Annotated in this window: 27 protein-coding genes and 1 tRNA gene; 13 read left to right on the forward strand and 15 right to left on the reverse strand. The window is 71.0% G+C overall.

The genetic code is table 11. The annotated features are described in order from the left end of the window. Window positions 1–46 precede the first annotated feature (46 nt). The gene (locus tag ACQBAT_RS12100; protein ID WP_420748217.1) at window positions 47–1,393 is read right to left on the reverse strand and encodes an MFS transporter; all 1,347 of its coding nucleotides are present in this window, start codon (window positions 1,391–1,393) and stop codon (window positions 47–49) included. Between the two features lie 79 nt (window positions 1,394–1,472). Then, on the reverse strand, window positions 1,473–1,970 hold the full coding sequence (locus ACQBAT_RS12105) for a YajQ family cyclic di-GMP-binding protein (protein ID WP_420748216.1): 498 nt from the start codon (window positions 1,968–1,970) through the stop codon (window positions 1,473–1,475). 83 nt (window positions 1,971–2,053) lie between these two features. Between ACQBAT_RS12105 and ACQBAT_RS12110 the strand changes: the two genes are divergently transcribed. The 3 genes from ACQBAT_RS12110 to ACQBAT_RS12120 all read left to right on the forward strand — a co-directional run bounded on the left by ACQBAT_RS12110 (window position 2,054) and on the right by ACQBAT_RS12120 (window position 4,408). Continuing rightward, window positions 2,054–2,136: transfer RNA gene (locus ACQBAT_RS12110), tRNA-Tyr, on the forward strand. A 214-nt stretch (window positions 2,137–2,350) separates the two neighbouring features. Continuing rightward, window positions 2,351–2,893: an RNA polymerase sigma factor gene (locus tag ACQBAT_RS12115; protein ID WP_420748215.1), complete on the forward strand. Its 543-nt coding sequence runs from the start codon at window positions 2,351–2,353 to the stop codon at window positions 2,891–2,893. Window positions 2,894–2,965: 72 nt separating this feature from the next. After that, window positions 2,966–4,408 carry a hypothetical protein gene (locus ACQBAT_RS12120; protein ID WP_420748214.1) on the forward strand — a complete coding sequence of 481 codons (1,443 nt, stop codon included), beginning with the start codon at window positions 2,966–2,968 and terminating at the stop codon, window positions 4,406–4,408. 21 nt (window positions 4,409–4,429) lie between these two features. On the opposite strand, the gene htpX is transcribed toward ACQBAT_RS12120, so the two are convergent. From htpX to nuoH, 8 genes are all read right to left on the reverse strand, one after another. After that, window positions 4,430–5,299 carry a zinc metalloprotease HtpX gene (gene htpX, locus ACQBAT_RS12125; RefSeq protein ID WP_420748213.1) on the reverse strand — a complete coding sequence of 290 codons (870 nt, stop codon included), beginning with the start codon at window positions 5,297–5,299 and terminating at the stop codon, window positions 4,430–4,432. 78 nt (window positions 5,300–5,377) lie between these two features. Further along, window positions 5,378–6,868: an NADH-quinone oxidoreductase subunit N gene (locus ACQBAT_RS12130; RefSeq protein ID WP_420748212.1), complete on the reverse strand. Its 1,491-nt coding sequence runs from the start codon at window positions 6,866–6,868 to the stop codon at window positions 5,378–5,380. Continuing rightward, window positions 6,865–8,472, reverse strand: coding sequence for a complex I subunit 4 family protein (locus ACQBAT_RS12135; RefSeq protein WP_420748211.1), 1,608 nt, complete (start codon window positions 8,470–8,472; stop codon window positions 6,865–6,867). Before ACQBAT_RS12135 ends, ACQBAT_RS12130 begins: the two co-directional genes overlap by 4 nt. After that, on the reverse strand, window positions 8,469–10,502 hold the full coding sequence (locus ACQBAT_RS12140) for an NADH-quinone oxidoreductase subunit L (protein WP_420748210.1): 2,034 nt from the start codon (window positions 10,500–10,502) through the stop codon (window positions 8,469–8,471). Before ACQBAT_RS12140 ends, ACQBAT_RS12135 begins: the two co-directional genes overlap by 4 nt. Further along, window positions 10,499–10,867 carry an NADH-quinone oxidoreductase subunit NuoK gene (gene nuoK, locus ACQBAT_RS12145; protein WP_420748209.1) on the reverse strand — a complete coding sequence of 123 codons (369 nt, stop codon included), beginning with the start codon at window positions 10,865–10,867 and terminating at the stop codon, window positions 10,499–10,501. Before nuoK ends, ACQBAT_RS12140 begins: the two co-directional genes overlap by 4 nt. Further along, on the reverse strand, window positions 10,864–11,457 hold the full coding sequence (locus ACQBAT_RS12150) for an NADH-quinone oxidoreductase subunit J (RefSeq protein WP_420748208.1): 594 nt from the start codon (window positions 11,455–11,457) through the stop codon (window positions 10,864–10,866). The genes nuoK and ACQBAT_RS12150 overlap by 4 nt, the downstream gene beginning before the upstream one ends. Next, window positions 11,454–11,930 carry a 4Fe-4S binding protein gene (locus ACQBAT_RS12155; protein WP_420748207.1) on the reverse strand — a complete coding sequence of 159 codons (477 nt, stop codon included), beginning with the start codon at window positions 11,928–11,930 and terminating at the stop codon, window positions 11,454–11,456. The genes ACQBAT_RS12150 and ACQBAT_RS12155 overlap by 4 nt, the downstream gene beginning before the upstream one ends. Continuing rightward, window positions 11,927–12,901: an NADH-quinone oxidoreductase subunit NuoH gene (gene nuoH / locus ACQBAT_RS12160; protein ID WP_420748206.1), complete on the reverse strand. Its 975-nt coding sequence runs from the start codon at window positions 12,899–12,901 to the stop codon at window positions 11,927–11,929. Before nuoH ends, ACQBAT_RS12155 begins: the two co-directional genes overlap by 4 nt. A gap of 131 nt (window positions 12,902–13,032) precedes the next feature. On the opposite strand from nuoH, the gene ACQBAT_RS12165 reads away from it, so the two are divergent. Together ACQBAT_RS12165 and ACQBAT_RS12170 are read left to right on the forward strand one after the other, a co-directional pair. Further along, window positions 13,033–13,560 (forward strand): toxin-antitoxin system HicB family antitoxin, encoded by a 528-nt coding sequence (locus ACQBAT_RS12165; protein ID WP_420748205.1) that lies wholly within the window; start codon window positions 13,033–13,035, stop codon window positions 13,558–13,560. A gap of 14 nt (window positions 13,561–13,574) precedes the next feature. Further along, window positions 13,575–14,411 carry a DUF4097 family beta strand repeat-containing protein gene (locus ACQBAT_RS12170; RefSeq protein ID WP_420748204.1) on the forward strand — a complete coding sequence of 279 codons (837 nt, stop codon included), beginning with the start codon at window positions 13,575–13,577 and terminating at the stop codon, window positions 14,409–14,411. Window positions 14,412–14,605: 194 nt separating this feature from the next. Here the strand turns inward: ACQBAT_RS12170 and ACQBAT_RS12175 are convergent, their stop codons facing one another. Next, entirely contained in the window at window positions 14,606–15,031 is a 426-nt protein-coding gene (locus ACQBAT_RS12175; RefSeq protein ID WP_420748203.1) for a VOC family protein, read from the reverse strand. Next, a complete protein-coding gene (locus ACQBAT_RS12180) occupies window positions 15,028–15,660 on the reverse strand; it encodes an NADH-quinone oxidoreductase subunit C (RefSeq protein WP_420748202.1) in 633 nt (210 codons plus the stop codon). The genes ACQBAT_RS12175 and ACQBAT_RS12180 overlap by 4 nt, the downstream gene beginning before the upstream one ends. A gap of 61 nt (window positions 15,661–15,721) precedes the next feature. On the opposite strand from ACQBAT_RS12180, the gene ACQBAT_RS12185 reads away from it, so the two are divergent. From ACQBAT_RS12185 to ACQBAT_RS12210, 6 genes are all read left to right on the forward strand, one after another. Then, complete coding sequence (locus tag ACQBAT_RS12185; protein WP_420748201.1) at window positions 15,722–17,020, forward strand: glycoside hydrolase family 1 protein; 1,299 nt, start codon at window positions 15,722–15,724, stop codon at window positions 17,018–17,020. After that, window positions 17,017–18,309: an MFS transporter gene (locus tag ACQBAT_RS12190; RefSeq protein WP_420748200.1), complete on the forward strand. Its 1,293-nt coding sequence runs from the start codon at window positions 17,017–17,019 to the stop codon at window positions 18,307–18,309. Before ACQBAT_RS12185 ends, ACQBAT_RS12190 begins: the two co-directional genes overlap by 4 nt. Before the next feature lie 24 nt (window positions 18,310–18,333). After that, window positions 18,334–18,960 (forward strand): RNA polymerase sigma factor, encoded by a 627-nt coding sequence (locus ACQBAT_RS12195; RefSeq protein WP_420748284.1) that lies wholly within the window; start codon window positions 18,334–18,336, stop codon window positions 18,958–18,960. Window positions 18,961–18,981: 21 nt separating this feature from the next. Continuing rightward, window positions 18,982–20,211, forward strand: a complete 1,230-nt coding sequence (locus ACQBAT_RS12200; RefSeq protein ID WP_420748199.1) for a serine/threonine-protein kinase — start codon at window positions 18,982–18,984, stop codon at window positions 20,209–20,211. 141 nt (window positions 20,212–20,352) lie between these two features. Continuing rightward, window positions 20,353–21,051, forward strand: a complete 699-nt coding sequence (locus ACQBAT_RS12205; RefSeq protein ID WP_420748198.1) for a hypothetical protein — start codon at window positions 20,353–20,355, stop codon at window positions 21,049–21,051. Further along, window positions 21,048–21,617 carry an OmpA family protein gene (locus tag ACQBAT_RS12210; RefSeq protein ID WP_420748197.1) on the forward strand — a complete coding sequence of 190 codons (570 nt, stop codon included), beginning with the start codon at window positions 21,048–21,050 and terminating at the stop codon, window positions 21,615–21,617. The genes ACQBAT_RS12205 and ACQBAT_RS12210 overlap by 4 nt, the downstream gene beginning before the upstream one ends. Here the strand turns inward: ACQBAT_RS12210 and ACQBAT_RS12215 are convergent. From ACQBAT_RS12215 to ACQBAT_RS12225, 3 genes are read right to left on the reverse strand one after another with little or no spacing between them, the layout of a single operon-like run. After that, on the reverse strand, window positions 21,605–22,243 hold the full coding sequence (locus ACQBAT_RS12215; protein ID WP_420748196.1) for an NADH-quinone oxidoreductase subunit B: 639 nt from the start codon (window positions 22,241–22,243) through the stop codon (window positions 21,605–21,607). The genes ACQBAT_RS12210 and ACQBAT_RS12215 overlap by 13 nt on opposite strands. Next, a complete protein-coding gene (locus tag ACQBAT_RS12220) occupies window positions 22,243–22,599 on the reverse strand; it encodes an NADH-quinone oxidoreductase subunit A (protein WP_420748195.1) in 357 nt (118 codons plus the stop codon). The genes ACQBAT_RS12215 and ACQBAT_RS12220 overlap by 1 nt, the downstream gene beginning before the upstream one ends. A gap of 10 nt (window positions 22,600–22,609) precedes the next feature. Continuing rightward, a complete protein-coding gene (locus tag ACQBAT_RS12225; RefSeq protein WP_420748194.1) occupies window positions 22,610–24,211 on the reverse strand; it encodes a serine hydrolase in 1,602 nt (533 codons plus the stop codon). Window positions 24,212–24,436: 225 nt separating this feature from the next. On the opposite strand from ACQBAT_RS12225, the gene ACQBAT_RS12230 reads away from it, so the two are divergent. Both ACQBAT_RS12230 and ACQBAT_RS12235 read left to right on the forward strand, forming a co-directional pair. Continuing rightward, the gene (locus tag ACQBAT_RS12230) at window positions 24,437–25,468 is read left to right on the forward strand and encodes a methionine ABC transporter ATP-binding protein (protein ID WP_420748193.1); all 1,032 of its coding nucleotides are present in this window, start codon (window positions 24,437–24,439) and stop codon (window positions 25,466–25,468) included. Further along, window positions 25,468–26,127 (forward strand): methionine ABC transporter permease, encoded by a 660-nt coding sequence (locus ACQBAT_RS12235; protein WP_420748192.1) that lies wholly within the window; start codon window positions 25,468–25,470, stop codon window positions 26,125–26,127. Before ACQBAT_RS12230 ends, ACQBAT_RS12235 begins: the two co-directional genes overlap by 1 nt. The last annotated feature ends 44 nt before the right edge of the window (window positions 26,128–26,171 follow it).

The raw sequence follows: 26,171 nt of genomic DNA on the forward strand, positions 1-26,171 counted from the left end.
GCGCCATCCTAGGGTCCGCGCGGGACTGCTCGGGGCCGCCCCCGCCTCAGGTCGCGTCCAGCGCGTCCCCGGCCTGCTCCGGCAGGAGGAGGTATACCGCAGCAGCACCGATGACGAAGGCGGCACCGAAGAGGGTGAACAGGGCCGCGTTGCCCCAGGCGGCCAGCACGATCGGGACCGACAGCGGCGCGATGATCGAGGCGATCCGGCCGAATCCGGCCGCCGCCCCCGCTCCGGAGGCACGGACCGAGGTCGGGTAGATCTCCGGGGTGATCGCATAGAGCGCGCCCCAGGCACCGAGGTTGAAGAAGCTCATGGCGCACCCGGCCGCGATGATCTGCCACACCTCCCCCGACATCCCGAAGGCGACGGCCGCACCCGCTGAGCCGAGCAGGAAGGTGGCCAGCGTGGGACGCCTGCCCCAGGTTTCGACGAGGACGGCAGCAACGGCATACCCGGGCAGTTGGGCCAGCGTGATGATCAAAGTGTAGCCGAACGAGCGCACCAGGTCGAAACCCTGCGCGTAGAGCAGCGTCGGCAGCCAGATGAAGGCGCCGTAGTAGGAGAAGTTGACGCAGAACCAGACCAGCCAGATGCCGATCGTGCGTGTCCGGTAGCGCGCCGACCACAGCACGCCCGGGGTCTTGGGCGGCACCGGGGGCAGCGGCCCGCTCTCCTCGTGCGGCACGCCGGCGGACTCCTCGAAGGAGCGCACGACCGCCTCGGCCTCTTCCTCCCGGCCGCGGCGCTCGAGGAAGAGCGGTGACTCGGGCAGCCCCCAGCGGATGACCGCGGCATACAGGGCGGGGACCATGCCCAGCGCGAAAGCCCACCGCCACCCGTCCTCGGAGGCCGGCACCACGAAGAAGCCGATCAGCGCCGCCAGGATCCAGCCGAGCGCCCAGAAGGACTCCAGGATCACCACCAGGCGCCCACGGATCCGGGTCGGTGACAATTCGCTGACCAGGGTCGAGGCGACCGGCAACTCGGCTCCCAGCCCCACGCCGACCACGAAGCGCAGGAGCAGCAGCATCGCCAGCCCGGTCACCAGCGCGGAGGCTCCGGTCGCGAGGCCGTAGATCACCAGGGTGGCCGCGAAGACCGTCCGGCGCCCGTAACGGTCGGCCAGCATCCCGCCGAAGGTCGCGCCGAGCGCCATCCCGACGAAGCCGATGGTGAGCAGCCAGGACTGCTCGGTGCGGGTCAGGTCCCACTGGGTGGCGATCGCCAGGCCCACGAAGGAGATCAGCCCGACGTCCATCGCGTCCAGCGCCCACCCGGTGCCCGAACCGAGCAGGACGCGGGTGTGCTTGCGGGTGTAGGGAAGCCGACCCATCCGTTGCGGACGGGTCGGCCTCGCGGTCGCGTCGGCTGACGCGGTTTCCGTCGACATACGCCGAAGGGTATGCCGTCTCGCTCACCCCGGCGCGGGGTGGGCGCTGCGGAGCGTCCTGATCAGCGGTAGTTGGTGATCAGCGGTAGTTGGTGAATTGAATGGCGAAGTCCAGGTCCTTGGACTTCAGCAGCTGCTGGACGGCCTGGAGGTCATCGCGCGACTTGGAGGTGACCCGCAGCTCATCGCCCTGGATGGTCGGCTTGACGCCCTTGGGACCCTCCTCGCGGATAATCTTGGAGACCTTCTTGGCGTTCTCGCTGGAGATGCCGGAGGTGATCGCGGCCTCGAGGCGGTACTCCTTGCCGGAGGCGCGCGGCTCGCCGTCGTTGGAGTAGTCCAGGTGCTTCAGCGAGACGCCGCGCTTGACCAGCTTGGTCTGCAGGACATCGAGGACGGCCAGGCAGCGCTCCTCGCTGTTGGCGGCCATCTTGATGGTCTCGCCGGCGAGCTCGACGCTGGCGCCGACGTTCTTGAAGTCGTAGCGCTGGTTGATCTCCTTGGCCGCCTGGTTGACGGCGTTGGCGACCTCCTGCTGGTCGACCTTGCTGACGATGTCGAAGGACGAGTCGGCCATGGTGTTCTCCTTGACGGTTGCGGGTTCGGTGGGACGGTTCTCAACTGTTATCCTGTCATCCGCGTTCGGGACACGAGCGCACTGGCAGGTTGTCCGAGCGGCCAATGGAAGCGGACTGTAAATCCGTCGGCGTATGCCTACGCAGGTTCGAATCCTGCACCTGCCACCCAACGAGTAGTCCAGCGAGAGCGGGCATCGGGTTCCACCCGGTGCCCGCTCTCGCCTTTCCCGGGCCCGTATGCCGCAACTCCCCTCGTGCGGAGGATCCCGGCGCGTCATCCTCGGGATGGGTGCAACACCAGGCAGAAGGCGGACATAGTGCAGGTGTCGAGGGCGCACCGCCTCCGATGCCACCCTTTTCGGACGCTAAGGAGGCCGCGATGGCCCTACGCCTCGCCGGCGAGAGCACGGCCGAGCCGGTCACCGACCTTCGGGACGCCGCCTGGTTCGACGGACTCTTCGCCCAGCACGCGACCGCGATCCACCGGTACTTCGTCCGGCGCGCCCAGCACAGCGACATCGAGGACCTGTCGGCCGAGGTCTTCGCCACGGCCTGGCGGCGTCGGGACAAGGTCCCGGAGGGCTTCGAGCTGCCGTGGCTGTACCGAACGGCCTCCTATGTGCTGGCCAACCACCGCCGCAAGCCGACGCTGACCCTGCTGGCCGACTACGAGAGCGGGCACGACGACGAGCGGGCCTCCCGCAGCGTCGACCCCGCCGAGCTGGTGATGGCCGATGACGAGGTGCGCCGGGCGATGGCCAGGCTCAGCGCCCGCGACCGCACCATCTTGATGCTGCACGCCTGGGAGGGCCTGGACGGCGAGGGCCTGGCCCGCGCCCTGGGGCTGACCCGTGGCGGCGCGGCGGCAGCACTCTCCCGAGCCCGGGCACGACTGCGCGAGGCCTGGGAGCACGACCACTAGGTCGTCCTGAGCTTCTTCTCACACTTCCTGACAGCACCACTCCCTGAACAGCACCACCAAGGAGAACCCACCATGGTCGACAACGGCTACGACGACGAGGCGCTGGCGCGGCTGCGCGCCAGCGACCCGGCCACCGGATCGCACCCGGACCTGCACTCCCTGCGCGCCCTGATCGGCGCGAAGGCACCGGCCAGCCAGGGCTCTGACCGCGCGACCGCGGTCACCGACGACGCCTTTCGCGGACCCCGCCTCCGGGCACCCTGGATCGCCGCGGCCGCCGTGGCCGCCCTGGGCATCGGTGCTGGGGGCTATGCCCTGGGCACCCAGAACGCTGGGCCGGCACCGACCGCCGGACAGCAGATCGGCGGCCCCTCGCAGGCCGGAGCCGGCCGGGCCGAGACCCAGCCGGCCGGGCCGGGCGAGGTGATGATGGGCGGCGTCGACATGGCCGAGCAGACCCAGAGCGCCATCGCCCAAGGTGGTGGGATGGCGTCATCCTCCTCCGCGGCGATGTTCGATGCCGGTCCGGTGCGGTTGACCGCCGGCCCTGACCTGTCGACCGAGGGCGGCACGGCCGAGGTCAAGGCAATCACCTCGAACCGGGACGCGAGCACCTTCGTCAACGACTGGTCCGCCCAGCTCGACTTCGACGGTGTGCACCTGCCGGAGGACCAGCAGTGGTTCGGACCCAACGCGATCGTGGACCCGACGGACCTGCGGGTCGTGACGGCCTCCGACGAGGCGAGCGGGCCGATGGCGTTCGGCTTCGAGGATCTGCTGGGCAACCCCGACTGCGCCTCGATGTACGACGGCGCTTCTCAGGCGGACCTGGACGCGGTCAAGACCGAGTGGCAGCGGGCCATCGGCGCGGACGTGCCCTTCCCGGACTCCTCGATGTGCAAGGACTCCAGCGGCTCACGCCCGAGCGATGAGCAGGCGATCTCGGCCGCCGAGGACTTCCTGGCCAGCACCGGCCTGGACTTCAGCGCCTACACCTTCTCGGTGGAGGACTGGATGGGTCCGGAGTCCACCTCGCCCACCGTCTACGTCGTCGGCGTCCCCGAGGACCAGGCCACCGACCAGCTCCGCGTCAGCGTGAACGTCGGGCCGCAGGGGGTCTTCAGCGCGAACGGCAACTACGGGGAGTTGACCTCCCTGGGTGACTACCCGGTCATCTCCCCCGTGGAGGCCGTGCAGCGCTACGGTCAGCGCGAGTTCAGCATGGACTACGGCGTGATGCTCGCCGAGGACGTCAACGCCAGCTACAGCGACGAGGTCTACGCCAGCGGCGAGCCGACGATGCCCGAGCCTGCTCAGGTCACGCCGGGGATGAAGATCCCGCTGCTGCTGAAGGACAAGACGGTCGTCTCCGCCGAGCTGAGCCACGGCACGATCTGGACCCAGACCGGCGGCACCCTCGACGTCCCGACCTGGAAGCTGGTCACCGAAGACGGCATGCACTACGCGGTGCTCGCGGTCGCCGACGAGGCCATCGACTGGCAGAGCTGGGAGTAGGCCGGACAGACCGTCCCGCCGTCAGTACCGCTCGATCCCGGGCTGGCGGCCGTCGGCCATCCGCTCCAGGCGCTGGATGCGCTCCGCCATCGGCGGGTGGGTGGCGAACATCGAGGAGACATCCTTGGCCCGGAACGGGCTGGCGATCATCATGTGCGCCGCGCTCTGCACGCGCGGCTCTGGCGCGAGCGGCGCGCGTTGGGTGCCAGCCTCGAGCTTGCGCAGGGCAGAGGCCAGCGCCAGCGGGTCCTGCGTCAGCTCGGCACCGGTCTGGTCGGCGTCATACTCCCGCGTCCGGCTGATGGCCAGTTGGATCACGCTGGCGGCCAACGGGGCGAGCAGCGCCATCGCGAGCAGCAGGATCGGGTTGCCACCTCGCTGGCGACCACCCATGAACAGGGACATCTGGGCGACCGAGGTGATGATCCCGGCGATGCCGGCGGCGACCGATCCGGTCAGGATGTCGCGGTTGTAGACGTGCATCAGCTCGTGGCCGAGCACCCCGCGCAGCTCCCGCTTATCGAGCAGGTGCAGGATGCCCTCGGTGCAGCAGACCGCGGCATTCTGCGGGTTGCGGCCGGTGGCGAAGGCGTTCGGTGAGGCGGTGGGGCTGACGTAGAGCCGCGGCATCGGCTGGCCGGCCTTCTCGGAGAGTTCCTCCACGATCGCGTACATCTGCGGCTGCTGCTCCCGGGTCACCGGGTAGGCGCGCATCGCGCGGATGGCGAGCTTGTCGGAGTTCCAGTAGGTGTAGGCCGTGGACGCGACACCGAGCAGGGCGAACAGCCAGATGAACCGACCGCCCTGGATGACGGCGCCCAGCCCGAGGAAGAGAGCCCAGATCGCGCCGAAGAGCAGCGTGGTCTTCAACCCGTTGTAGTGCCTGTTCATGATCGGTCAACGAGCAGAGATATCGCCGATGTTCCCCGCCGGTAGCCCGGATGCACGGCGCCGATGCCGCCCGCCACCTCAGATGATCCCGACCGGCACGATGCTGGCCAGCACCAGCAGCAGCGTCAGACCGCCGACGAGCACCCAGGCGGCCACCGACGGGTGCTCCGGCCGGTGATCCCCACCTCGCTGCTCTCGCTCAGGCGGGACGTCGCCGGGCCGCCCCATCAGCACCGCGATCCACCGCACGTAGACCGCGATCCCCAGCGCCACATTGACCGCGGCGACGATCGCCAGCCACCACATCCCGTCGCCGACGACCGGACGCAGCGCCACCACCTTGGCGACCAGGCCGACGACGGCGGGTGGCAGTCCGGCCAGGGTGAGCAGGGCGAAGGACAGGGGCAGGGCGAGCAGCGGTCGGGACCGGATCAGTCCACGGTGCGACTCCAGCGAGCTCGACCGGCTCAGCGCCGCGGGAGCGCGATCGGCACCCGCGAGCACGATCACCACCACGAACGCGAGGAGGGTGCCTGCGACATACACGAGCAGGTAGGACCCGGCGGCGTGCACGGCGCGCGCGGAGAGCGTGGCCAGCGGCAGCAGCACCCAGCCCGCCTGGGCGACCGTCGACCAGGCGAGCAGGCGAACCGTGTCCCGCTGAGTCAGCGCGACCAGGTTGCCGATGGTCATCGACAGGGCGGCGAGCAGGGCGATGGCCAGCAGCGTGGTGTCATCCACCCGGCCCAGGGCGCGGACCAGCACGACGAGCGCGCCGAGCGCAGCGACCTTGGAGACGGTGGCCAGGTAGCCCGTCACCGGCAGCGGAGCGTGCGCGTAGGTGATGGGCGTCCAGGCGTGGAAGGGCACGGCCGAGACCTTGAAGGCCAACCCGGCGACCGCGAAGACCGCGGCCAGCACCAGCAGCGGCGGGTGGTCCACCTGCAGCGTGCCGGTCGGCAGCAGCGCGGTACCGGTCGCGGCGACCCACAGCGCGGCACCCATGGCGAGCAGCGCGAAGGACACGAGCGAGGTCGTCAGTAGCGCCACCGACCCCTCGATCGCCCCAGCCCGACGCTGCTCGGTCCAGCGCGGATGGGTGAGCGCGACCAGCCCGATCGTGGGCAGCGTGGCCAACTCGAGCGAGACGAGCAGGGTGCCCAGGTCGCCAGCGGCGGGCACGGCGACCACACCTGCGGTCGCGCCCAACAGCAGCGCGACCACGACGGGCGTGCGGCCACTGTCGGTCGGGGCGGCCCAGTCCCGCCAGGCGAGCACGAGCACGACCAGCGCGGCCAGCAGCCCCGCGACCTGGAGGGAGGCGGTGAGCCGGTCGACAACATACGAGCAGGCCCCGGAGGACAGGCAGAAGGCGGCGCTGCGGTCCCCCGTCCCGAGCCGGAGCCCCGGCAGGGCGGCCGCGGCGCCCAGCGCCAGGCCAGCGGCGGCGACCCCGAGGTGCAGGGTGCGCTGGCGCGGCCAGATCGCGTCCAGCACGAGCACCAGGACCGCGGCGAGCACCGGGGCCAGCACGGGCGCGGTGGCGAGCAGGTTGAGGTCGAGTCTCATCCGCCGAGCACCTCCCGGACCGCGGGCGCGGTGATCGCCAGCAGCAGCGTCGGCAGCACACCCAGCAGCACGATCCAAACCCCGAGCAGCCGCAGCGCCACACGCTCGGTGCGCACCGCATCAGGGATGCGCGGCTCGACCCGGTCACCCGACCAGACCTCGCGCAGGACCCGGACGGCGTAGGCCACGGCAAGCGCACCCCCGAGGGCGGCCACCACGGCGAACCCTCGGAACCACGCCTCGGGACGGTCGGGGGCGGGTGACCACGCGGCATACAGGGCACCGAACTCACCCCAGAAGCCGGCGAGCCCCGGCAGCCCCATCGAGGCCGCCATGCCGAGCACGAGCGCAGCGCCCAGCCGCGGCGTGACCTCGCGCAGGGCGGCGCGGACCGCGGACAGGTCGGCGCTGCCCCAGCGGTGCTTGAGCCCGCCGACCACGACGAACAGCAGCGCCGAGATCAGCCCGTGCGCGACATTGCCGAAGAGCGCGACCTGCAGACCGGTCTCGGTGCCGGTCGCCAGGGCGAGCACGACGAAGCCCAGGTGGGCGACCGAGCTCCACGCGATCAACCGCTTGAGGTCGCGCTCGACCAGGCAGGCCAGCCCGGCCCAGATCACGCCGGTGACGCCGAGGCCACCGAGCAGCGGCGCCCACAGCGCGAAGCCGTCGGGCAGCACCGGGATGACGAGCCGGACGATCCCATAGGTCCCGATCTTGAGCAGGACCGCCGCGAGCAGGACCGAGCCTGCGGTGGGCGCGGTGGCGTGCACCCACGGCAACCAGGTGTGGAGCGGGAAGACGGGGATCTTCAGCGCGAGGCCGATGAGCAGGATGGCGGCGAGGACGGCCTGGGTCGGGCCCGGTATGCCGCTTCCCGCCAGCGCGGACCAGCGCGCCAGGTCAGTGGTCCCGGTGGTCGTGGCCACGCCGAGCAGACCCACGAGGATCAGCGTCGAGCCGAGGACGGTGACGATGAGGAAGCGCAGGGCCGCGCCGTCGCGGTCGCTGCGCGGGTCGCCGTAGCGGGCGACCAGTATCCACATCGGGATGAGAACCAGCTCCAGGCCGATGAAGAACAGGAGGGCGTCACCGGCCAGGAAGGTGACCAGGGCGCCGAGGATCACCAGGAGCAGGCAGGCGTGATAGGTCGCCAGGCCCGCGACGTCGACGCCGCGGACCACGGGGATGGGGGCGGTGGTGGCCACGTCCTCGTCCGCCGGGGCGACCTCACGCTTGGGGCCGGGGACGTGCAGGTGGAGGCTGACGGCGACCACACCGACCAGGGCGGTGAGCAGGATCAGCGGGATGCTGATGCCGTCCAGGCCCAGCCGGAAGGCGACGCCGAGGCTGGGGATCCAGGGCAGGTCGAGCGTGGGGCGGTGCAGGGCGGTGCCGGCCACGCCCAGCGCAGAGACGCTGGCGGCCGCCATCGAGAGCAGGTGCACCGTGCGACGACCCGGGGCGGTGGGCCAGCGGGCCGCGACGACCAGGGTGATCGCGACGAAGAGCAGGGGCGCCAGGGCGAGCAGCAGCCAGCCGACGCCGAGGTCGGGGACCAGGCCGACCGCCTGGTCGACGGCGGAGCGCAGCGAGTTGTTCACGTGCTGATCACCCCGATCGCGGCCAGGACCAGCAGGCCGGCGAGGACCAGGCCCAGGGCCGGGGTGGCCCGGCGGGGGGTGGCGAGGTCGGCGGCCCGGCCGAGCAGCCGGGGGCCGGCGCCGATACCGCGGACCCAGGCGTCCAGCACCTCACGGTCGAACCAGGTCACTGCCTTGGCCAGCGCCAGGACGGGCGTGGCGACGAGCAGGCGGTAGGCGTAGTCGGCACCCAGACCGCGCTCGGCGGCCAGGCTGACGCCGGCCGGGATCCGGGCGCCCGCGTCGCGGGTGCGCACCCCACGGGCGGCGATGATCACGACCAGGGCGGCAACCACCATCAGACCCAGTGTGACCAGGAGGAGCTGGAGGTTCAGGTGAACGTCGCTGCGCCATACGGGCAGGAGGGCGATGACCCCGCCGAGCAGGCTCATCAGGACGAGCACGGTGGTGCCCAGGCGGGCGGAGTTGCTGATCGCGGACTCGGCGCGCTCGATCCCCTCGGCCTCGTGCACGACCTGCGGCTCCTCGAAGAAGTCATCGATCCGCTCGACATCGCCCAGGTGGTATTCCGCGGCGAGCTGCTGGGCGTCGGTGCGGCGGTCCAGGACCAGCCAGGCGCGCATGCAGTAGGCGGCGGTGAGCGGGGCGAGGGCGCCGACCGAGGAGACCACGATCACCGAGGCGGCTCCGCCGGTGCCGAGCGCGCCGACCTCGGCGGTGCCGAGCACCAGCTCCTTGGAGAAGAAGCCGACGAAGGGCGGGACGCCGGCCAGCGCCAGCAGACCCCAGGAGAAGCGACGCCGCAGCACCCGGTAGCGGCGGGTGCCGGAGGCGACCAGGGCCATCGCGGTGCCGCCGACCAGGACGCCCAGCCAGCCGGTGGTGAGGAAGAGGAGGGCCTTGAACCAGGCGTGCGCGATCAGGTGCTGCGCCGCGGCGTCGGTGCCGGTGGCCGGGGTCGCGGCGGCGACCGCGCCCAGCATGAGCGCCACCTGGCTGACCGTGGACCAGGCCAACAGCCGCTTGAGGTCTCCCTGGGCGAGGGCCAGCAGCGCGGCGCCGAGCATGGTGACCGAGGCGAGCACGGCGAGGAGCAGGCGGGCCGGGTCGGTGACGACGAGGAGGTCGAACAGGTGCATGAGCACGACCGTGCCGGCGGCGACCATGGTGGCGGCGTGGATGAGTGCCGAGGCGGGGGTCGGGCCCTCCATCGCGTCGGCCAGCCAGTCCTGGAAGGGGAAGATCGCCGACTTGCCGGCCACACCTAGCACGAGCAGCACCATGGGGATGGTCAGCGAGGCGTCGGGATCGGTGAGCCAGTGCTCGAGGATGCCGGGCAGGGCGGTGGTGCCCGCGCCGGCGGCCAGCATCACCATGCCCAGGATGAAGCCGATGTCGGCGGTCCGGGTGACGAGGAGTGCTTTGCTCGCGGCCCGGCGGGCGGCGTTGCGGGTGGAGTGGTGACCGATGAGCAGATAGCTGCACCAGCCCATGACCTCCCAGCCGATCACCATGAGCAGCACGTCGTCGGCGAGGACGGTGAGCAGCATCGCGGCGGTGAAGAGGGAGACGGTGGCGGAGAAGCCGCGGTAGCGGGGGTCGTACCAGAGGTACCACCGGGCGTAGACCTGGACGATCGCGGCCACCACCGCGACCGTGACGGCGATGAGGCCGGTGGGCCAGGTGACGGCCAGCCCGAGGGGCACGTCGAGCTCGCCGAGCGGGAGCGGGCCGATGGTGCTCGCCGTGGGTCGCTCGTCCATCTGGCTGAGGACGTAGAGCTGACCGAAGGCTGCCAGCACGGTGCCGAGCGCGCCGGCGACCGCAATCCAGGCGGCGAGCCGGTTGGATCTGCCGCTGAGGGTGATGCCGGCGAGTGCGGCCATCAGCGGGATCAGGATGAGCCACTGGGTGGGGGTGCCCCACAGGTCCGGGATCGGCAGGCGCGGGATGGTGATGCTGGGCAGTTGCAGGTCGCCCCAGTCGAGGTCGGGCAGGAAACTCAGGGCCATGGGGGTGCGGGCGCTCATACCTGCCTCCCCTTCGTGGCGAGCTCGGCGTTGTCGCTCTCGGTCTCGATCTCGCTGTCGAGGTGCGCGTGCAGGTCGACGTGGCCTCGGGCGCGGTAGAGCGCCACGATCACGGCCAGCGCGACCACGATCTCGGCCGCAGCGATCGTGATGAGGAAGAGCGTGAGCACCGGACCGGAGGTGGCGGCAGCGAGCGTGCCGCCACCGGAGGTCTGGCCGACGGTGACGAGCAACAAGCCGGCGGCACCGAGCAGGAGCTCGACACCGATCAGCATCAGCACCGCGTGCCGCCGGGCGAGGATCCCGTAGATCCCCAGGCCGGCGAGGATCGCGACGAGCAGGTAGGGCAGGAGGGGCCGGATCATGCCTCGCCCTCCTGCTGGGATGTGGGGGACGCGGTCGCTGTCGGGGGCGTGCCACTCGCGGGTGCGGACTTCTGGTCCGGGGTCGTGCCCTCTGCCGTCTTCTCGTCCGGGGTGCGGGCGATCGCGACCGCGGCGACGAGGGCGAGCAGCAGCAGGGCTGAGAGCAGCTCGAAGGGCCAGACGTAGACGCCGAAGATCCCGGTCGCGACGTCGGTGTTGCTCGGTCCGACCACCTCCACCGAGCCGGTGCCGAAGGCCGCGAGGAGAGCGCCCCCGAGCAGCACCGTGGTCCCAGCCCCCACGAGGGCGGCCGCGCCGCGCTGGGCTCTGCCCACCACCACCGGGGCCCCTCCGGCCCTGGTCACCATCAGAGCGAACAGGATCAGGACCACGACGGCCCCGACATAGACCAGGAGTTGGACGAGCGCGATCAGCTCGGCGCCCAGCACGAGGTAGCAGCCAGACAGCCCGCCCAGGGCCACGACCAACCAGAGCGCCGCGTGCAGCACGCTGCGCGCGGTCACGGCGAGCAGGCCGGCGCCGGCGGTGACCAGACCGACGGCCAGGAAGAGCACATCGAGTCCGCTCACCGCTCGCCCTCCTCGGCCGGGCCCTCGTATCCCTCGGGCCAGGCCGAGCGCGGCACCGTCGCCATCCAGGTCCCGAGCCGCTCCTTGTCGTGCAGCAGGTTGCGGATGTCGCCCTCGGCGTAGGCGAAGTCCGGCGCCCAGAAGAGCGCGTCGAACGGGCAGACCTCGATGCAGATCCCGCAGTACATGCACAGGGAGTAGTCGATGTCGAAGCGGTCCAGCACGTTGTGCTGACGCTCCCGGCCGCCCTCCTGCTCCGGCGGCAGCGTCTCCTTGTGGGAGTCGATGGTGATGCACCAGTCCGGGCACTCGCGGACGCACAGCATGCAGGAGGTGCAGTTCTCCTCGAGCAGGGCGATCACGCCGCGGCTGCGCTCAGGCAGCTCGGGCTCGACATGGGGGTATTGGCGGGTGTGCGACTTCCGCGCGAGCACCTTGGCCGTGGTCCGCAGACCGTTGAGCAGGCCCTTCATCCCAGCATCACCACCCCGATGCCGGTGATCGCGAGCTGAGCGAGCGCGATGGGCAGGAGCACCAACCAGGCAAAGCGCTGCAGCTGGTCCTCACGCACCCGGGGCCAGGCGACCCGGAGCCACAGGATGCCGGCAGCCACGACCGCGGCCTTGAGCACCGTCCAGAGCGCACCGACCGCACCGATGTCCCCCCACGGTCCGCGCCAGCCCCCGAGGAAGAGCACGGTGAACAGCAGCGCCATCACCACCATCCCGGCATACTCCGCCAGCAGGAAGAAGGCGAACCGGAGCCCGGAGTACTCCGTGAGCGGACCGAAGACGACCTCAGCATCGGCGATCGGGGCGTCGAAGGGCGTGCGTTGCAGCTCGGCCACGGTCGCGGCCAGGAAGACGAAAGCTGCCGGCGCCTGCCAGACCAGCCACCACCACGACCACTCCCCCACGATGCCGGTCAGCGAGAGACTGCCGGCGGCGAGGGCGACGCTGGCCGCGGCCAGCACGAGCGGCAGCTCGTAGGACACCAACTGGGCGCCGGCGCGCATGCCACCGATCAGGGAGTACTTGTTGCCGCTGGCCCAGCCCGCCATCAGCGTGCCGATCACGCCCACGCTGGTGGCCGCGAGCACGAAGAGCAGCGAGAGCGGGACGTCTGCCGCCACCCAGGCGGCGCTGAACGGGATGGCCGCGAGCGCGACGAGATAGGGGATCAGCGCCACTGCCGGTGCGAGCTGGAAGACGCGCTTGTCGGCGGCAGCGGGGACCACGTCCTCCTTCTGCGCGAACTTCAGCCCGTCCGCGACCAACTGGAACAGCCCATGCGGCCCTGCCTCCATCGGCCCCAACCGGCCCTGCATGTGCCCCATGAGCTTGTGCTCCAGCTGGCCCAGCGCCAGCGGCATCACGAGGAAGGCCGCCAGCACCACGGCGGCCTTCAGCACCACCTCCACCAGGAGGTGCGGATCGGTGAGCATCGCCGCCACCCTAACCACTCCCGCCGACAGCCGGCGTTCGCCGCACCGACGGGACTCCGGGAACTCCCCTGACAGCGCGGACGACATCAGAGTGGTTGCGCATGACGTCATGATGATGTCAGCATGACGTCATGCACCTCGATCCGTATCTCACCTCGGTCGCCGACGACCTGCAGCGCGCCACCGCTCTGGCCGACGACCACACCCGGGAGATCAGCTCCCGCGTCGCCACCGCCCTGGAGCCAGCCTTACGGCTCGCGCTGCTTCAGGCACTGTCTGACGCCACCGCCGAGATCACCGCGCAGCTTGCTGAGGCCACGGTGACCGTGCGGATGGCGGGCCGAGATCCAGTCCTCGACGTCCACCACTCCCCCGAGAGCCTCGGTCACCATGCCGACGCAGGCGCGCTCAGCGGCACCGATACCTCGCCCAACGGCGCCCCTGAGACGGAGGACGACGACACCGCTCGAGTGACCGTCCGACTGCCGGCCTCACTCAAGCTGCAGGCCGAAACCCACGCCGCCCGCGCGGACCAGTCGCTCAACACCTGGATCGTGCAGGCCGTGCGCGCAGCCCTCACCCCGTCGACCCCACCCCTTCCCCCACCGCCGCCGCCGGGCTTGGGCGGCCGTTCCCGCCGGATCACCGGCTGGGCCTGAAAGGACGATCTGAGATGACCACCACCTATGCGCAGGATTTCATGCACGACGGCACCCTGATCGATCTGGTGCTCGACCTCGGCGAGGGCGACGTGCGCGTCGTGCTCGACCACGAGCCCGGCCACGCCCGGCTGGAGCTGTACGCCTCGGAGGACGTCGACTTCGAGCCGGTCACCGCCCGCTGCCGTGGCGGCGTCCTCACCGTCGACGTTCCGCCCCTCCTCGGCCCGGACGGCCAGGGCAAGGGCTTCGCCTTCAGCCTCGGGTCGGTCAAGATCGGCTTAGGTTCGACAGTCCAGGTCGATGCCGTCGTGCACCTTCCGCGTGGCTCGCAGGTCAAGGTCCGGACCCGCGCCGGTGACATCCAGCTCGAGGAGCTCGCCGGTGCCGTCGATCTCAAGACGGGCAGCGGCGACATCCAGGTCGAGCGCTGCGAAGGCGCCCGCGCGAGCAGCGGCGCCGGTGACATCAACCTGGTCCAGTGCTCCGGCGGTGTGGTCAGCACAGGCTCCGGCGATGTCCTGGTCGGGCCGTGCCCGGAAGACCTGCAGGTGCGCAGCGGCAGCGGTGACGTGACGGTTGGGACCTCCGGCCCCGACGCCACCCTGACCGTGGCCACCGGCTCCGGTGACGTCAACGCCACCCTTGACGGCGGATCGCTCGAGGCACGCACCGGGACCGGTGACATCACGGTCACGGTGCCCCGCGGCATACCGGCCTGGTTGGACCTCAGCGCCCCGCTCGGTGACGTCAACCAGCGGATCGAAGGCGTCGGCGCTCCCGACGACGGCCAGCCCTACGTATCCGTCTCCGCCCGCACCGGCACCGGCGACGTCACCATCACGCACTGACGACCCCCATCGACGGGCGGCACGACTGGCTCTCACCGCGACAGATCGCGTCCCCGGTCACAGCAAAACGCGTCCCCGGTCACAGCAAAACGCGTCCCCGGTCGGAGCAGATCGGGTCCCCGGTCGGAGCAGATCGGGTCCCCGGTCGGAGCAGATCGGGTCCCCGGTCGGAGCAGATCGGGTCCCCGGTCGGGTCAGTGGTCGGTGAACAGGCAGAACGGGTGGCCGTGCGGGTCGAGCATGACCCGCACGGCCTCTTGCGGCTGCACCCCGTGGCGCCTCGCGCCGAGCTCGATCGCCCACGCCTCGGCCGCCGCGAGGTCACCGTCCGGGACCCACAGGTCCAGGTGCGCCTGGGGCTGCTGCTCGCCCGCCTTTCCCTCGCTCGGCCAGGTCGGCGCGCGGTAGTGCGGGTCGTACTCGAAGTTCAGCGTCATCCGCAGCGCTCCCTCGACAGGGGCCAGCTGCGCCCACCCCGCCCCTTCGGACTCCCCCTCACCCGGGCCCTCGGACACCGCGACCGGTATGCCGATCAGCTCGGCGTAGAAGGCCGCGAGCTCACGCGGCCGGTCGGTGCTGATCGACACCGACGTCGCCGTGATCCGCGGCCGCCTGCTCACGGTGAGGCACTCCCACGCGGCTCCCCCTCAGGCTGCACCTCCACCGACGGCTCCACCTCCGGCTCCGGGTCGGCCCGCGGGCCCCAGGACGGATCGGGCACCCCGGGCGGCAGCAGGCGCCGCCGGGACGGCGAGCGCCGGGCCGTCGACCCTTCGCCTTCTCCCGGCTCCTTGGCGCCCGGCCACGGCTTGGACGCCCGGGCCGCGAGCACGAAGTCCTTGCGCAGCGGCGTGCCCTCGAAGCCCTCGGGCAGCAGGAGGGGGCGAAGCGGCATACCGGACCCGTCGTCGAACCCGGCGAACCCGATCCCAAACATCTCGTGCGTCTCCCGCTCATGCCAGGCCGCCCCGGCGAAGACTCCCGTGACCGAGTCCAGCTCGCCACCCTCAGGCACCCGGGTGCGCACCAGCACCCGACTCAGCCCGTCGCCGCTCGCGCCGCCCCGCACGTCCAGCAGGTGCACGACCACATCGAAGCCCGGGCCCGGCACGCCCTCCCCCTCGGCCGCGTCGGTCTGGTCGACCGCCGAGAGCCAGTCGAAGAAGCCGAAGCCCTCGTCACGCGCCCCCCGCACGGCGGCCACCCACTCCCCCGGTGCCACATCCCGCGTCTCGACCAGACCACTCATACCCCAACACCCTAGCCACCACCCACCCTCCTCCGCCCGGACCTGCGGCACACTGTGCGCCATGGCCGATGGCGCACCTGACCTGCTGTTCAGCACCCGTGACCTGCTGATCGGCACCGCGACGGCCGCGCTGCAGATCGAGGGCGGCGACCGCAACAACAACTGGTACGACTGGGCTCAGTTGCCCGGCACCATCGCAGACGGCTCCACCCCGCTGCGGGCGACCGACCACTGGAACCGGTGGCGCGAGGACACCGAGCTGATGGCGCAGCTCGGTCTGCAGACCTACCGGCTGTCGGTCGAATGGTCGCGGATCGAGCCGCGGCCCGGCGAGATCGACACCGCCGCTCTCGACCGTTACCGCCAGGAGCTCAGCGCGATCCGCGAAGCCGGCATCGTCCCGCTGGTCTCGCTGCACCACTTCAGCCACCCCTCGTGGTTCCAAGGCCTGGGTGGGTGGACGAGCCCGCACGCCCCCGACCTCTTCCTGCGCCTCACCGAGACCGTCGTCGAGGCGCTGGGCGACCTGGTCACCGACTGGGTCACCATCAACGAGCCCAATGTGTATGCCGTGCAGGCTCACCTCTTCGGGGACGGCCCGCCCGGGGACCGCAATTGGGGCTCCGTCCGCGCCACGCTGCGGCAGATGGCGATCGCGCACTGCCGCGCCTACCACCGGATCCACGAGCTGCAGCCGGAAGCGAAGGTCGGGTTCGCCCACCACGCCCGCGTCTTCGCCCCGCTCGACGGCCGCAACCCGCTGCACCGGGCCGCGAGCACGCTGGACCGGGCCCTCTTCCAGGACCTGCTCGCCGATGCCATGCTCGGCGGGCGCTTTCCCCGGCTGCTCGGCCGGCAACCGGTGGACGTGACGCCCGGGCCGCACTACGACTACGTGGGCCTCAACTACTACTCGCGGTCCGCGGTGCGGGGCCTGGATGACGGCACCTTTCCGGGCGCCTCGGTCAACGACCTGGGCTGGGAGGTCCATCCGGCCGGGTTGGTCGAGGTCGCACGGGATCTCTACCGCCGCTACCCCGCCCCGATCTGGGTCACCGAGAACGGCACGGCGGATGCCGCCGACGCCTTTCGCGCCCGCTTCGTGCACGAGCATCTCGCTGCGATGGTGGCGAGCGGGTTGCCCTTCGAGCGCTACTACCACTGGTGCTTCGTGGACAACTGGGAGTGGTCGGACGGCGAAGAGCCCCGCTTCGGGATCGTGGCGCTGGACTATGAGACGCAGGAGCGGACCGTGCGCGACAGCGGGCGGTTCCTGGCCGCCGTGATCTGCGATGGGGGCGTCAGCCGGGCCTCCTACGAGGAGTTCGTCGCCCACCAGACCTACCCGGTCGGCCCGTGAGCATCCCCGCGGCGGGCGACCCCAGCCCGTCCGTCAACCCGGTCGCCGCGCCACAGACCCAGGCCGGCCCGGTCGGGCAGCATCCCGAGGACCGGCCCCGCGTCGGCGGCGGCTGGGTCGCCCGCTACGGCCTGGCCTATCTCGGGATCAACCTCGCCTGGGCCGCCCCGTCACAACTGCTCGTCGCACTCCAGCTGCTCGAGTGGAGCCCGGATATCAAGGAGGCGCGGCTCGCCTGGGTGATGGGCATCGGCGGCCTGGTCAGCCTGGTCTCCACACCGCTGGCGGGCATCCTGTCCGACCGCACCACCTCCCGGTTCGGCCGCCGACGGCCCTGGATCGCGCTCGGCGCCCTGGTCTCGGCCCTCGCCCTGGTCGCGATGGCCTACGCCCCCGGGTATGCCGTGCTCCTCACCTCCTGGGCGGTCTTCCAGTTCTTCATCGCGTTCGCGGTCAACGCCTCCCTCGCGGTGGCCCCCGACCAGGTCCCACGGCGGCAGTACGGCCTGGTCTCCGGCGTGCTGGGCCTGACCTACACGCTCGGGCTCGTGCTCGGGACGGTGATCGCCGAGGCTCTGCCCATCCGCACGGCATACCTCGTGACCGCGGCCCTGACCGTGCTGCTGGCCGGGCAGTTCCTGCTCACCACCCGCGATCCGCAGGTCAGCGCGGCGCAGCTGGCGGACGGTCGCGAACCGGCCGACGGCTGGTTCCCCTCCCCACGCCGGCACCCGGACTACGCGTGGGTGTGGTTCACCCGGTTGCTGGTGACCCTGGGCAACACGGTCGCCCTGTTCTACCTCCTCTACTTCCTGCGCGACGAGGTCCGGCTGGACGATCCCGGCCGCGGCGTCCTCGTCCTGACGATCGTGTATGCCGCCACCGTCGTTCTCACCAGCGTGCTCAGCGGGCGGATCTCGGACCGGATGGACCGGCGGCTGCCGTTCGTGTCGACGGCCAGCATCGGGGTCGCCGGCGCCTGCGTGGTGATGGCCTTCGCCCGGGAGTGGTGGGTCATCGTGGGTGCTGCCGTGCTGCTCGGCGCGAGCTGGGGCGTCTACATGGCCGTGGACCAGGCGCTCATCAACGAGGTGCTGCCGACCGCGGCGCACCGCGGTCGGGACATGTCGATCATGAGCCTGGCCGTGGTCCTGCCCAATGCGCTCTCGCCGGCAGTGGCGGCGGTGGCGCTGCTGCACCTGGGCGGCTATCCCGGGCTCTACCTGCTCGCGGGTGGGCTGTGCGCCCTTGGCGCGGTGCTGGTGCATCGGGTGCGCGGGGTGCGGTGACGGCTCGCGATAATCTCGGTGTCCATGTGGGCGGAGGAGTTGGCGCGGGCAGTGGCGGCAGGTGACCCTGTCGCGGCGCGTGACTGCGCCCGCAGCGTCCCCGCGCAGGAGCAGGACGACCTGCTCCAGCAGCTCGCGACCTCCGCCGCTGCCGGCTCCACGCTCGCGGCCGAAGTGCTGGTGGAGCAGCTGGACGAGTCGGGCGTGATCCGGCGCTTCGTGCGATCCTCCCTGCTCGACGAGAGCGCCGTCGATGATGTGAGCCAGGACGCGCTGATCTCGGTGGCGGGCTCGATCGGGGCCTTCCGGGGCGGGTCGAAAGTCTCCACATGGGTGCACACCATCGTGCGCAACCGGGTCGTGGACCACCTGCGCCGCCAGCGGGTCACTGCACCCTTGCCGCAGGATGAGTTGTCCCCGGCCCAGCGGATGAGCTCGATGATCGCCACCCGGGCCACCGTGCAGGAGGCGTTGGCGGCCCTGCCCGAGCTCTACCGCGACCCGGTGACCCTGCGCGATCTCGAGGGGCTCAGTTATGCCGAGGTGGCCGACCGCCTGGACCGCAATGTCGGGACCGTCAAGGCACAGATCTCCCGGGGCCGGGCGCTGGTTGCCGCGCGGTTGCAGGACCAGGGCTGGCTGACGGGATGAGCACAGGCGGTGGCTGACGGGATGAGCACAGGCGGTGACGGCGCGACGCGGGAGGCCACGATCGGTCGCTACCGGCTCGGCGAGGTGATCGGGGTCGGGTCGTTCGCCACCGTGCACCGCGCCCTGGACGAGCGGCTCGACGACGTCGTCGTCGTCAAGGTCCTCGCCGAGAACCACAGCCTCAACCCCGAGATCCGCGAGCGCTTCATCGCCGAGGGCCGGGCGCTGCGCAAGGTCCGCAGCCCGCACGTGGTCACCGTGCACGACATCGGCGAGAGCACGCGCCAGCAACCCTTCCTCGTCCTCGAGCACGCGGACCGCGGCACCCTCACCGACCGGGTCAAGGCCCTGCGGCAGCAGGGCTGGGTCGCGAGCTCGGCCGACGTGCTGTCGCTTGCCCGGCCGCTGGCGGGGGCTCTTGAGGCGGTGCACGAGGCACAGCTGGTGCATCGGGACCTCAGCCCGACGAACGTGCTGCTCACCACCGACGAGACGGCGGAGGCAGGCAGCGTCCCGTCCGCAGAGCTGGTGCGCCCGGACGAGCGCGTGGTCGTCGCGGACCTGGGGATGTGCAAGGACCTCGCGCTGAACTCCGGCCTGACCGTCGCAGGCGGGACAGCTGGCTTCCGGCCGCCGGAGATGGACGGTGGTCCGTCCGTCATCGACATCCGTGCGGACCTGTGGTCGCTCTCGTCGCTGTTCGACTGGTTGGTCGAGGGGGCCGATCTTCCGCACGCGTTGCACGACGCGCTGGCCCGCAGCCTGGCTCCCGACCCCCAGGACCGACACCCCGATGCGCGGGCCTGGCTGACCGAGGTGGAGCAGGCCTTGGCACCCCCGGAACACGTCGGGGACGGCGAAGGCGGGCCGGTGGGGCGGCATACGGGATCGGGGGCTGGCGCGTCGTCGCGGCGGTGGCTGCCGCTCCTGCTGGCTGCCGCCCTCCTGCTCGGCCTGGGTGGCGGTTGGCTGCTCGGCCGCACCACTGATCCGCCGGCGGCGACACAGAGCTCCCGGGTCGAGATCGAGGGTCCGGACGAGGTGACCGTGGGCGAGTCGGCGAGCTTCACGCTGCGGCATCTCGGCGTGAACTCGTGGGTCTGGGTGCTGCCCACCGGCCAGCACGTGGCCGACCAGGAGAGTGTCACGCTGAGCCCGACCGGGACAGGACGGTCGCAGGTGAGTGTCCTGAGCCGGGATACCGACGGAACAGAGCTGCGCACGACCCACCGGTTCACGGTGACCGAATGAACCCGGCGCACTGACGACCGCGCCGCGGGGCGTCCGCTGTCGAATCTTTCTGACGGACTCGCGCAACCGATCGGCCGCCAGCTCCGACAGACCTGATGTATGCACGCACACCACCACGGGGAGACACCCATGAAGACGACAATGCACAGCACGAAGACGGCCACGACGACGCTGACGCTCAGGACATCTGCCCTGGCGCTGGCGGCGACCCTGGCCCTGGCGGGCTGCAACGCCAACGGCGACACGGCGACCTTCGACGACGAACCCGGCCAGCAGCAGTCCACCCAGGAGGACGTGGACGACGCCGCCCAGACCGATGCCGGCGGCGCTGGCGGCACGACCGTCGGTACTGGCACGGCCGAGGGCAGCGACGAGGACGACGTGAGCGCGCAGAGCGCCCAGCAGGCGGGGATCGACCTGAGGGAGTTGGGCGAGCCCATCGCCACCACGAGGGTCCCTGCCAGGATCGCCGAGGACGACGAAGCCACCATGGACGTCTCCATCTACCGCCTGGAGCGACAGGGCGAGACGCTCGTCGGCACCTTCTCCTTCCGGGTCAACTCGGAGCACCGGTTCACCAGCGCCACCAACCAGCGACTCTATGACTACCTGGGCTCTGGCTACTGGAACCCCTTCCTCGTCGACACCCAGAACCTGAACCGCCATGACGTGCTGAAGCACAGCGCCGTCGAGGCCAAGACCGATGTGCTCTCCGTGCGGATGCAGCCGGGCCAGATCGTGTACGGCTATGCCGTCTTCGCAGCGCCGCCGGCCGATGTCGACACGATGAGCGTCAACATGGTCGACGGTGCACCCGCGGTCGAGGTGCCGATCCAGTGAGGGCACTCACCGTGCTGCCCCTGATCGCAGCCCTGAGCCTGCCTTCGGCTGCGTGGTCGGCGAGCGATCGGGACGAGGTGCTGGACACCCTCCCGGAGCGGGCGTGGGCCGCGAGCATCACGAGCCTCGACCCGTCCATCACCCAGCTCGAACCGCGCATCACCGATTTTGATCCCTCCATCACCCCCATGGACTCGCGGACCACCGATGGGCAGGAGGAGGTCATCTCGCTCGCCTCCGACGTCCTCTTCGCCTTCGACAAGGCCGACATCAGCTCGGCTGCCGAGGCCAAGATTCGGCAGCTGGTGGCCGATGTCCCCGATGGGGCGAACGTCAAGGTGCACGGGCACACCGACTCCTGGGGCACGCAGGAACGCAATGCCGAGCTGTCGGTCGAACGGGCCGAGGCGGTCGCCGCGGTGATCGAGCAGGACCGGCCGGATCTGTCGCTGCAGGTCGAGGGCTTCGGGCCGGATGAACCGGTCGAACCCAACGAGATCGACGGTGAGGACAACCCCGAGGGTCGGGCGCTGAACCGGCGCGTCGAGATCCGCTACGAAGACTGAGGCTCGCTGGGCCTGGCGGGGCGAGCAGCTCCGTCCGCGTCGTCGCCCGGGGCCGACACCAGGCTTCGGGTGACCTCGCCTGCTGAGACCGGGCGATCGGCATACCGGGACGTGGTTGTCCCCGCGCGGCGGGCGCGGACCTGGCCGGCCGTCTCACCCGCGATCTGCTCCTGGAGCTGGACGATCCCGGCGAGGAGCGCCTCGGGACGCGGCGGGCAGCCGGGGACGTAGACGTCGACCGGGATGAGCTGGTCGACGCCCTTGGTCACCGAGTAGCTGTCCCAGTAGGGCCCGCCGGAGTTGGAGCAGGCGCCGAAGGAGATGACGTACTTGGGCTCGGGCATCTGGTCGTAGAGCCGGCGGATCGACGGCGCCATCTTGTCGGTCACCGTGCCGGAGACGACCATCAGGTCGGACTGGCGGGGGCCGGGGGCGAACGGGATGACGCCCAGGCGGATGAAGTCATGGCGGGCCATCGAGGCGCTGATGAACTCGATCGCGCAGCAGGCCAGGCCGAAGTTGAAGACCCACAGGGAGTACTTGCGACCCCAGTTGAGCACCACCTGGATGGCGCGGGGCGCCTTCTCGACCGGCGCACCGACGCGGGGCGTGGGCAGGTCGACCATCACCACCACCTCAGCAGGCCGCGGCGCCACACGTGCAGGAGCGCGACCACGAGGACACCGATGAAGATGCCCATCTCGACCAGGCTCGCGGCGCCGAGCTCGGTGCGCACGACCAGGGCCCACGGGAAGAGGTAGACGACGTCGACCGCGAAGATCACGTAGAGGAGCGCGAAGACGAGATAGCGGACACTGCCCTGCTCCCAGCCGGTGCCGATCGGGTCCACTCCGGACTCGTAGGTGGTGAGCTTGGCGGGCGTGGGGTCCGCGGGCGCGAGCAGTCGGCGCCCGCCCATAGCGGCGGCCACGAGGGCGAAGCCGGCCAGGACGACCGCGGCGACGACGAGATATTCACGCATCGCGATCACCCTAGCCGCCGGTGTCGGCCAGATGCTGGAGGGCGGCCCCGGCGATCGTGCCGGCGCGCAAGTAGTCGATGTCCTGCTCGGAGCGGGTCTGGATGACCAGGACGAGGCCGGTGCCAGGGTGGGTGGCGGTGGTGTCGGTCGCTGTCCCATCGGAGGTGGGCGGGGTCGCACCTCCGGGCTCGAGGTAGTAGCTGAGCGCCAGCACTCCTGGAGCAGATCCACCCTTGAATCCCTGGTAGACGACCCCCTCCGGAACGGTGCCGCCCGGGTTGGCGGACAGGATGTCGCGCACCGGCTCGCCGGCGGGCGTGGTGGCCTGTGCCTGCAGCCGGGCGTGGACCTGGCAGATCTCTTCACCGGTGAGGAGCCAGTCCACGCCGTCCTGCCACACCGGGGTGGTGATGCTGGCGATGTCCACCTCGGCCAGATCCGTGGGCAGCTCGGCCAGGATGGCGGCCCGCTGGTCCGGGCCCGCTCCTGCGGCTGATCCAGCGGCTCGCCACCGATCACGGACCTCCTGGTCCACACCCCAGCCGAGGATGAAGAGTTCCTTGGTGGTGGTGATCGGCGCGACCCGCTCGGCGTCGACACCGGCCGCGGTCATCGCGGCGGCGAGACGGTCCTGCCCCACGGCGGCGATGAGCAGGTCGGTGGCGGTGTTGTCGCTGATCGAGATCATCAACTCGGCCGCCTCGCGCACGGTGACGATCTCGCCGGCGTCGCGGTCCTGGAGGATGCCGGAGGGGAAACTCTTGACCTCCTCGGTGATGGTCAGTTCGTCGGTCCAGGCGATCTCGCCTGCCTCGACCGCGTCCACCAGCCCGGCGAGGACCAGCAGTTTGAAGACCGATCCCGTCGGGGCAGGCTCCCCGCCAGCGACCACGCCCTCCGTGGTGTGCAGCACCGCGCACGCTCCGTCCTCGACCTGGGCGACGACCACCTGGCTGGTCCCGCCCATCTCCTCGAGCACCTCGTCGAGGTCGGACCACGAGGACAGCTCAGGCGGCTCGCCCGAGGTGTCGTTGACGAAGAGCAGCCCCGAGATGCGCCCGTCCGGGTCCACGGTGATCGTCATGCGCAGGGGTTGCTGGTCTGCGGCGAGGGCCAGCGCGGCGCCCCGTTCGGCGCCGGAGATCTCGGCCACCTCGGTCACGGTGTAGGGACCGCCCGCGCGCAGCTGGGGGAAGACCATCGCCAGCTGGAAGGCGGGCACCTGGTCCAGGAAGTCCGGCGAGAATCGCTCCCCCAGCATCTCGGCCCGTGGCCCGCTGGCGTCCTGCTCAAGGTGCTCCAGGACCCAGGAGGTCTGCTCCAGCAGGACCTCATCGGAGATCTCGTCAGCAGGGTCGACTGCAGTCCTCGATGGTCCGCCCTCTGGCGCGACCGTGGCCCCGGCTGTCCTCACGTCCGCCTCCGACTGTGCCGCCTCGTCCACTGTGGCCCCATCCGCCGTGACGTCCGCCCCCGACCGTTCTTCCTCACCCACCGTGGCTTCCTCCGTCGTGCCGTCGTTGTCGGGCGCCTCTGCCGAGCTGCACCCCGCCAGGAGCACCGCGACCGACAGCACCATCCCGAACTTTCGAACCCTCCGCGCACCACCCATGTGACCACTCTGACAGACCCGATGTCCCTGAGCCCGGAGTGCCCGTGTCGCGTGGGAAGAGCCGTCGCTTGCGACAGAATCCGATGATTCTTCGGGATAGGTCACCTATCGCGCGGAGCTAGCCCTCTTCTGCCCCCACTCGGGATTTGGATTGCGCAGACTCTTCGCCCTACCGTTGCCGGGCCACGACGGCACCTCCCCCCTTTCCCTGTCACGAAGGACGTCATGATCACGCTGTCCGCCATCGGTAAGACCTTCCCGGCGACCCGCCGGCAGGCTGCCGTCACCGCGCTCGAGGATGTCTCCCTCACCGTGGACCGCGGGCAGGTCATGGGGATCGTCGGACCGTCCGGCTCGGGCAAGTCCACGCTGGCCCGGATCATCAACCTGCTCGAGCGACCCACGACCGGCACGGTCACGGTGGACGGCCTCGAGCTCACCTCGCTGCGCACCAGTGACCTGAACCGGGCCCGCCGCACGATCGGGATGATCTTCCAGCAGTTCAACCTGCTGGACTCGCGCACCGCGCTGGCCAACGTCGAATTGCCGCTGGAGCTCGCCGGCATCGGCCGCGGCGAGCGCCGCGCTCGGGCCACCGAGTTGCTGGAGCGGGTCGGCCTGGGCGACAAGCTCGGCAGCCACCCTGCCCAGCTCTCCGGTGGACAGCGCCAGCGGGTGGCGATCGCTCGGGCGCTGGCCCCGCGCCCCTCGGTCCTGCTGTGCGATGAGGCCACCTCGGCGCTGGACCCCACGTCCACCACCTCGGTGCTCGCGCTCCTGCGCGAACTGACCGCCGAGCTCGGCCTGACGACCGTGCTGATCACGCACGAGATGGATGTGGTCAAGCGCGTCTGCGACGCCGTCACCCTGCTCGAGAACGGCCGGGTGGTCGACGCCGGCCGCCTCGGCGAGGTCGTCACTCGCCCGGACTCCCCACTGGCCACGCGCCTGCTGCCCCACCCGGACCCTGGCACCAGCGGTCCGGACCTGATCGAGGTCACCCTGGGTGGCACTGAGCACGACCACGGGCTCACCGACCTCATCCGCCGGTATGCCGTGGACGTTGCCGTCGTCGCCGCCACCGTGGAGACCCTGGGCGGCCAGCGCTTCGGCCGGATGCAGCTGCGCCTGGACGGCCCGGGCGACCAGGTAGCCGCCGCTCGCGAGCACCTCGCGCGGTCTCAGCGCAGCAACGGCGCCAGCGCCACGGCCAGCGCAGTCACCACGTCCACCCCTGCGCTGAGTGAGGTCGCCTGATGATCAACTGGGACCGCACCGGACCCGCGCTGTGGGATGCCACCGTGGAGACGCTCTACATGGTCTTCGCCTCGATGGGGCTCGCTGTCCTGCTGGGCATTCCGCTCGGCGTGCTCCTGCTGCTCACGGCTCCGGACGGGCTGATCCCCCGCCGCACCTTCAGCGCCGTACTGGGCGGCATCGTCAACGCCGGCCGGTCCGTGCCGTTCATCGTGCTGCTGGTGCTGGTCGCGCCCGTCACCCGGCTGGTAACCGGCACCACGATCGGCTCCACCGCCACGATCGTGCCGCTGACCATCGCGGCCGTCCCGTTCCTGGCCCGCCTCGTCGAGGCGGCGCTGAGGGAGGTGTCACCGGGCAAGCTCGAAGCTGCCCGTTCCATGGGGGCCAGCACCTCGCAGATCGTGCGGACCGTGCTGCTGCCCGAGGCCCGGCCGGGTCTGATCGCCGCCAGCACGGTGACCCTGATCGCGCTCATCTCCTACTCCGCGATGGCCGGTGCTATCGGCGGCGGTGGGCTGGGCGACTTCGCGATCCGCTACGGCTACCAGCGCTTCGACACCGCCATCACCGTGCTGTGCGTCGTCGTGCTTCTCGTCCTGGTCCAGCTGCTGCAGTCCGCCGGCGACCGGCTGGCCCGCCAGCTCTCGCACCGCTGACCCGCTTTCTCCCCCTTTCGCTCTTTCCCACCCCGCTTCGCTCT

Origin of the sequence: Ornithinimicrobium pulveris (assembly GCF_050261105.1) — a bacterium.
GTDB lineage: Bacteria > Actinomycetota > Actinomycetes > Actinomycetales > Dermatophilaceae > Ornithinicoccus.

What these genes read in the sequence shown, in the direction of transcription:
- ACQBAT_RS12205 (WP_420748198.1), top strand. Translation starts at nt 20,353, where the DNA reads ATGCACAGCACGAAGACGGCCACGACGACGCTGACGCTCAGGACATCT.
- ACQBAT_RS12235 (WP_420748192.1), top strand. Translation starts at nt 25,468, where the DNA reads ATGATCAACTGGGACCGCACCGGACCCGCGCTGTGGGATGCCACCGTG.
- ACQBAT_RS12230 (WP_420748193.1), top strand. Translation starts at nt 24,437, where the DNA reads ATGATCACGCTGTCCGCCATCGGTAAGACCTTCCCGGCGACCCGCCGG.
- nuoH (WP_420748206.1), bottom strand. Translation starts at nt 12,901, where the DNA reads ATGCTCACCGATCCGCACCTCCTGGTGGAGGTGGTGCTGAAGGCCGCC.
- nuoK (WP_420748209.1), bottom strand. Translation starts at nt 10,867, where the DNA reads ATGATCCGGCCCCTCCTGCCCTACCTGCTCGTCGCGATCCTCGCCGGC.
- ACQBAT_RS12155 (WP_420748207.1), bottom strand. Translation starts at nt 11,930, where the DNA reads ATGAAGGGCCTGCTCAACGGTCTGCGGACCACGGCCAAGGTGCTCGCG.
- ACQBAT_RS12195 (WP_420748284.1), top strand. Translation starts at nt 18,334, where the DNA reads ATGTGGGCGGAGGAGTTGGCGCGGGCAGTGGCGGCAGGTGACCCTGTC.
- ACQBAT_RS12130 (WP_420748212.1), bottom strand. Translation starts at nt 6,868, where the DNA reads ATGAGACTCGACCTCAACCTGCTCGCCACCGCGCCCGTGCTGGCCCCG.
- ACQBAT_RS12180 (WP_420748202.1), bottom strand. Translation starts at nt 15,660, where the DNA reads ATGAGTGGTCTGGTCGAGACGCGGGATGTGGCACCGGGGGAGTGGGTG.
- ACQBAT_RS12220 (WP_420748195.1), bottom strand. Translation starts at nt 22,599, where the DNA reads ATGCGTGAATATCTCGTCGTCGCCGCGGTCGTCCTGGCCGGCTTCGCC.
- ACQBAT_RS12185 (WP_420748201.1), top strand. Translation starts at nt 15,722, where the DNA reads ATGGCCGATGGCGCACCTGACCTGCTGTTCAGCACCCGTGACCTGCTG.
- ACQBAT_RS12100 (WP_420748217.1), bottom strand. Translation starts at nt 1,393, where the DNA reads ATGTCGACGGAAACCGCGTCAGCCGACGCGACCGCGAGGCCGACCCGT.
- ACQBAT_RS12225 (WP_420748194.1), bottom strand. Translation starts at nt 24,211, where the DNA reads ATGGGTGGTGCGCGGAGGGTTCGAAAGTTCGGGATGGTGCTGTCGGTC.
- ACQBAT_RS12120 (WP_420748214.1), top strand. Translation starts at nt 2,966, where the DNA reads ATGGTCGACAACGGCTACGACGACGAGGCGCTGGCGCGGCTGCGCGCC.
- ACQBAT_RS12200 (WP_420748199.1), top strand. Translation starts at nt 18,982, where the DNA reads ATGAGCACAGGCGGTGACGGCGCGACGCGGGAGGCCACGATCGGTCGC.
- ACQBAT_RS12115 (WP_420748215.1), top strand. Translation starts at nt 2,351, where the DNA reads ATGGCCCTACGCCTCGCCGGCGAGAGCACGGCCGAGCCGGTCACCGAC.
- ACQBAT_RS12140 (WP_420748210.1), bottom strand. Translation starts at nt 10,502, where the DNA reads ATGAGCGCCCGCACCCCCATGGCCCTGAGTTTCCTGCCCGACCTCGAC.
- ACQBAT_RS12170 (WP_420748204.1), top strand. Translation starts at nt 13,575, where the DNA reads ATGACCACCACCTATGCGCAGGATTTCATGCACGACGGCACCCTGATC.
- htpX (WP_420748213.1), bottom strand. Translation starts at nt 5,299, where the DNA reads ATGAACAGGCACTACAACGGGTTGAAGACCACGCTGCTCTTCGGCGCG.
- ACQBAT_RS12165 (WP_420748205.1), top strand. Translation starts at nt 13,033, where the DNA reads ATGCACCTCGATCCGTATCTCACCTCGGTCGCCGACGACCTGCAGCGC.
- ACQBAT_RS12215 (WP_420748196.1), bottom strand. Translation starts at nt 22,243, where the DNA reads ATGGTCGACCTGCCCACGCCCCGCGTCGGTGCGCCGGTCGAGAAGGCG.
- ACQBAT_RS12105 (WP_420748216.1), bottom strand. Translation starts at nt 1,970, where the DNA reads ATGGCCGACTCGTCCTTCGACATCGTCAGCAAGGTCGACCAGCAGGAG.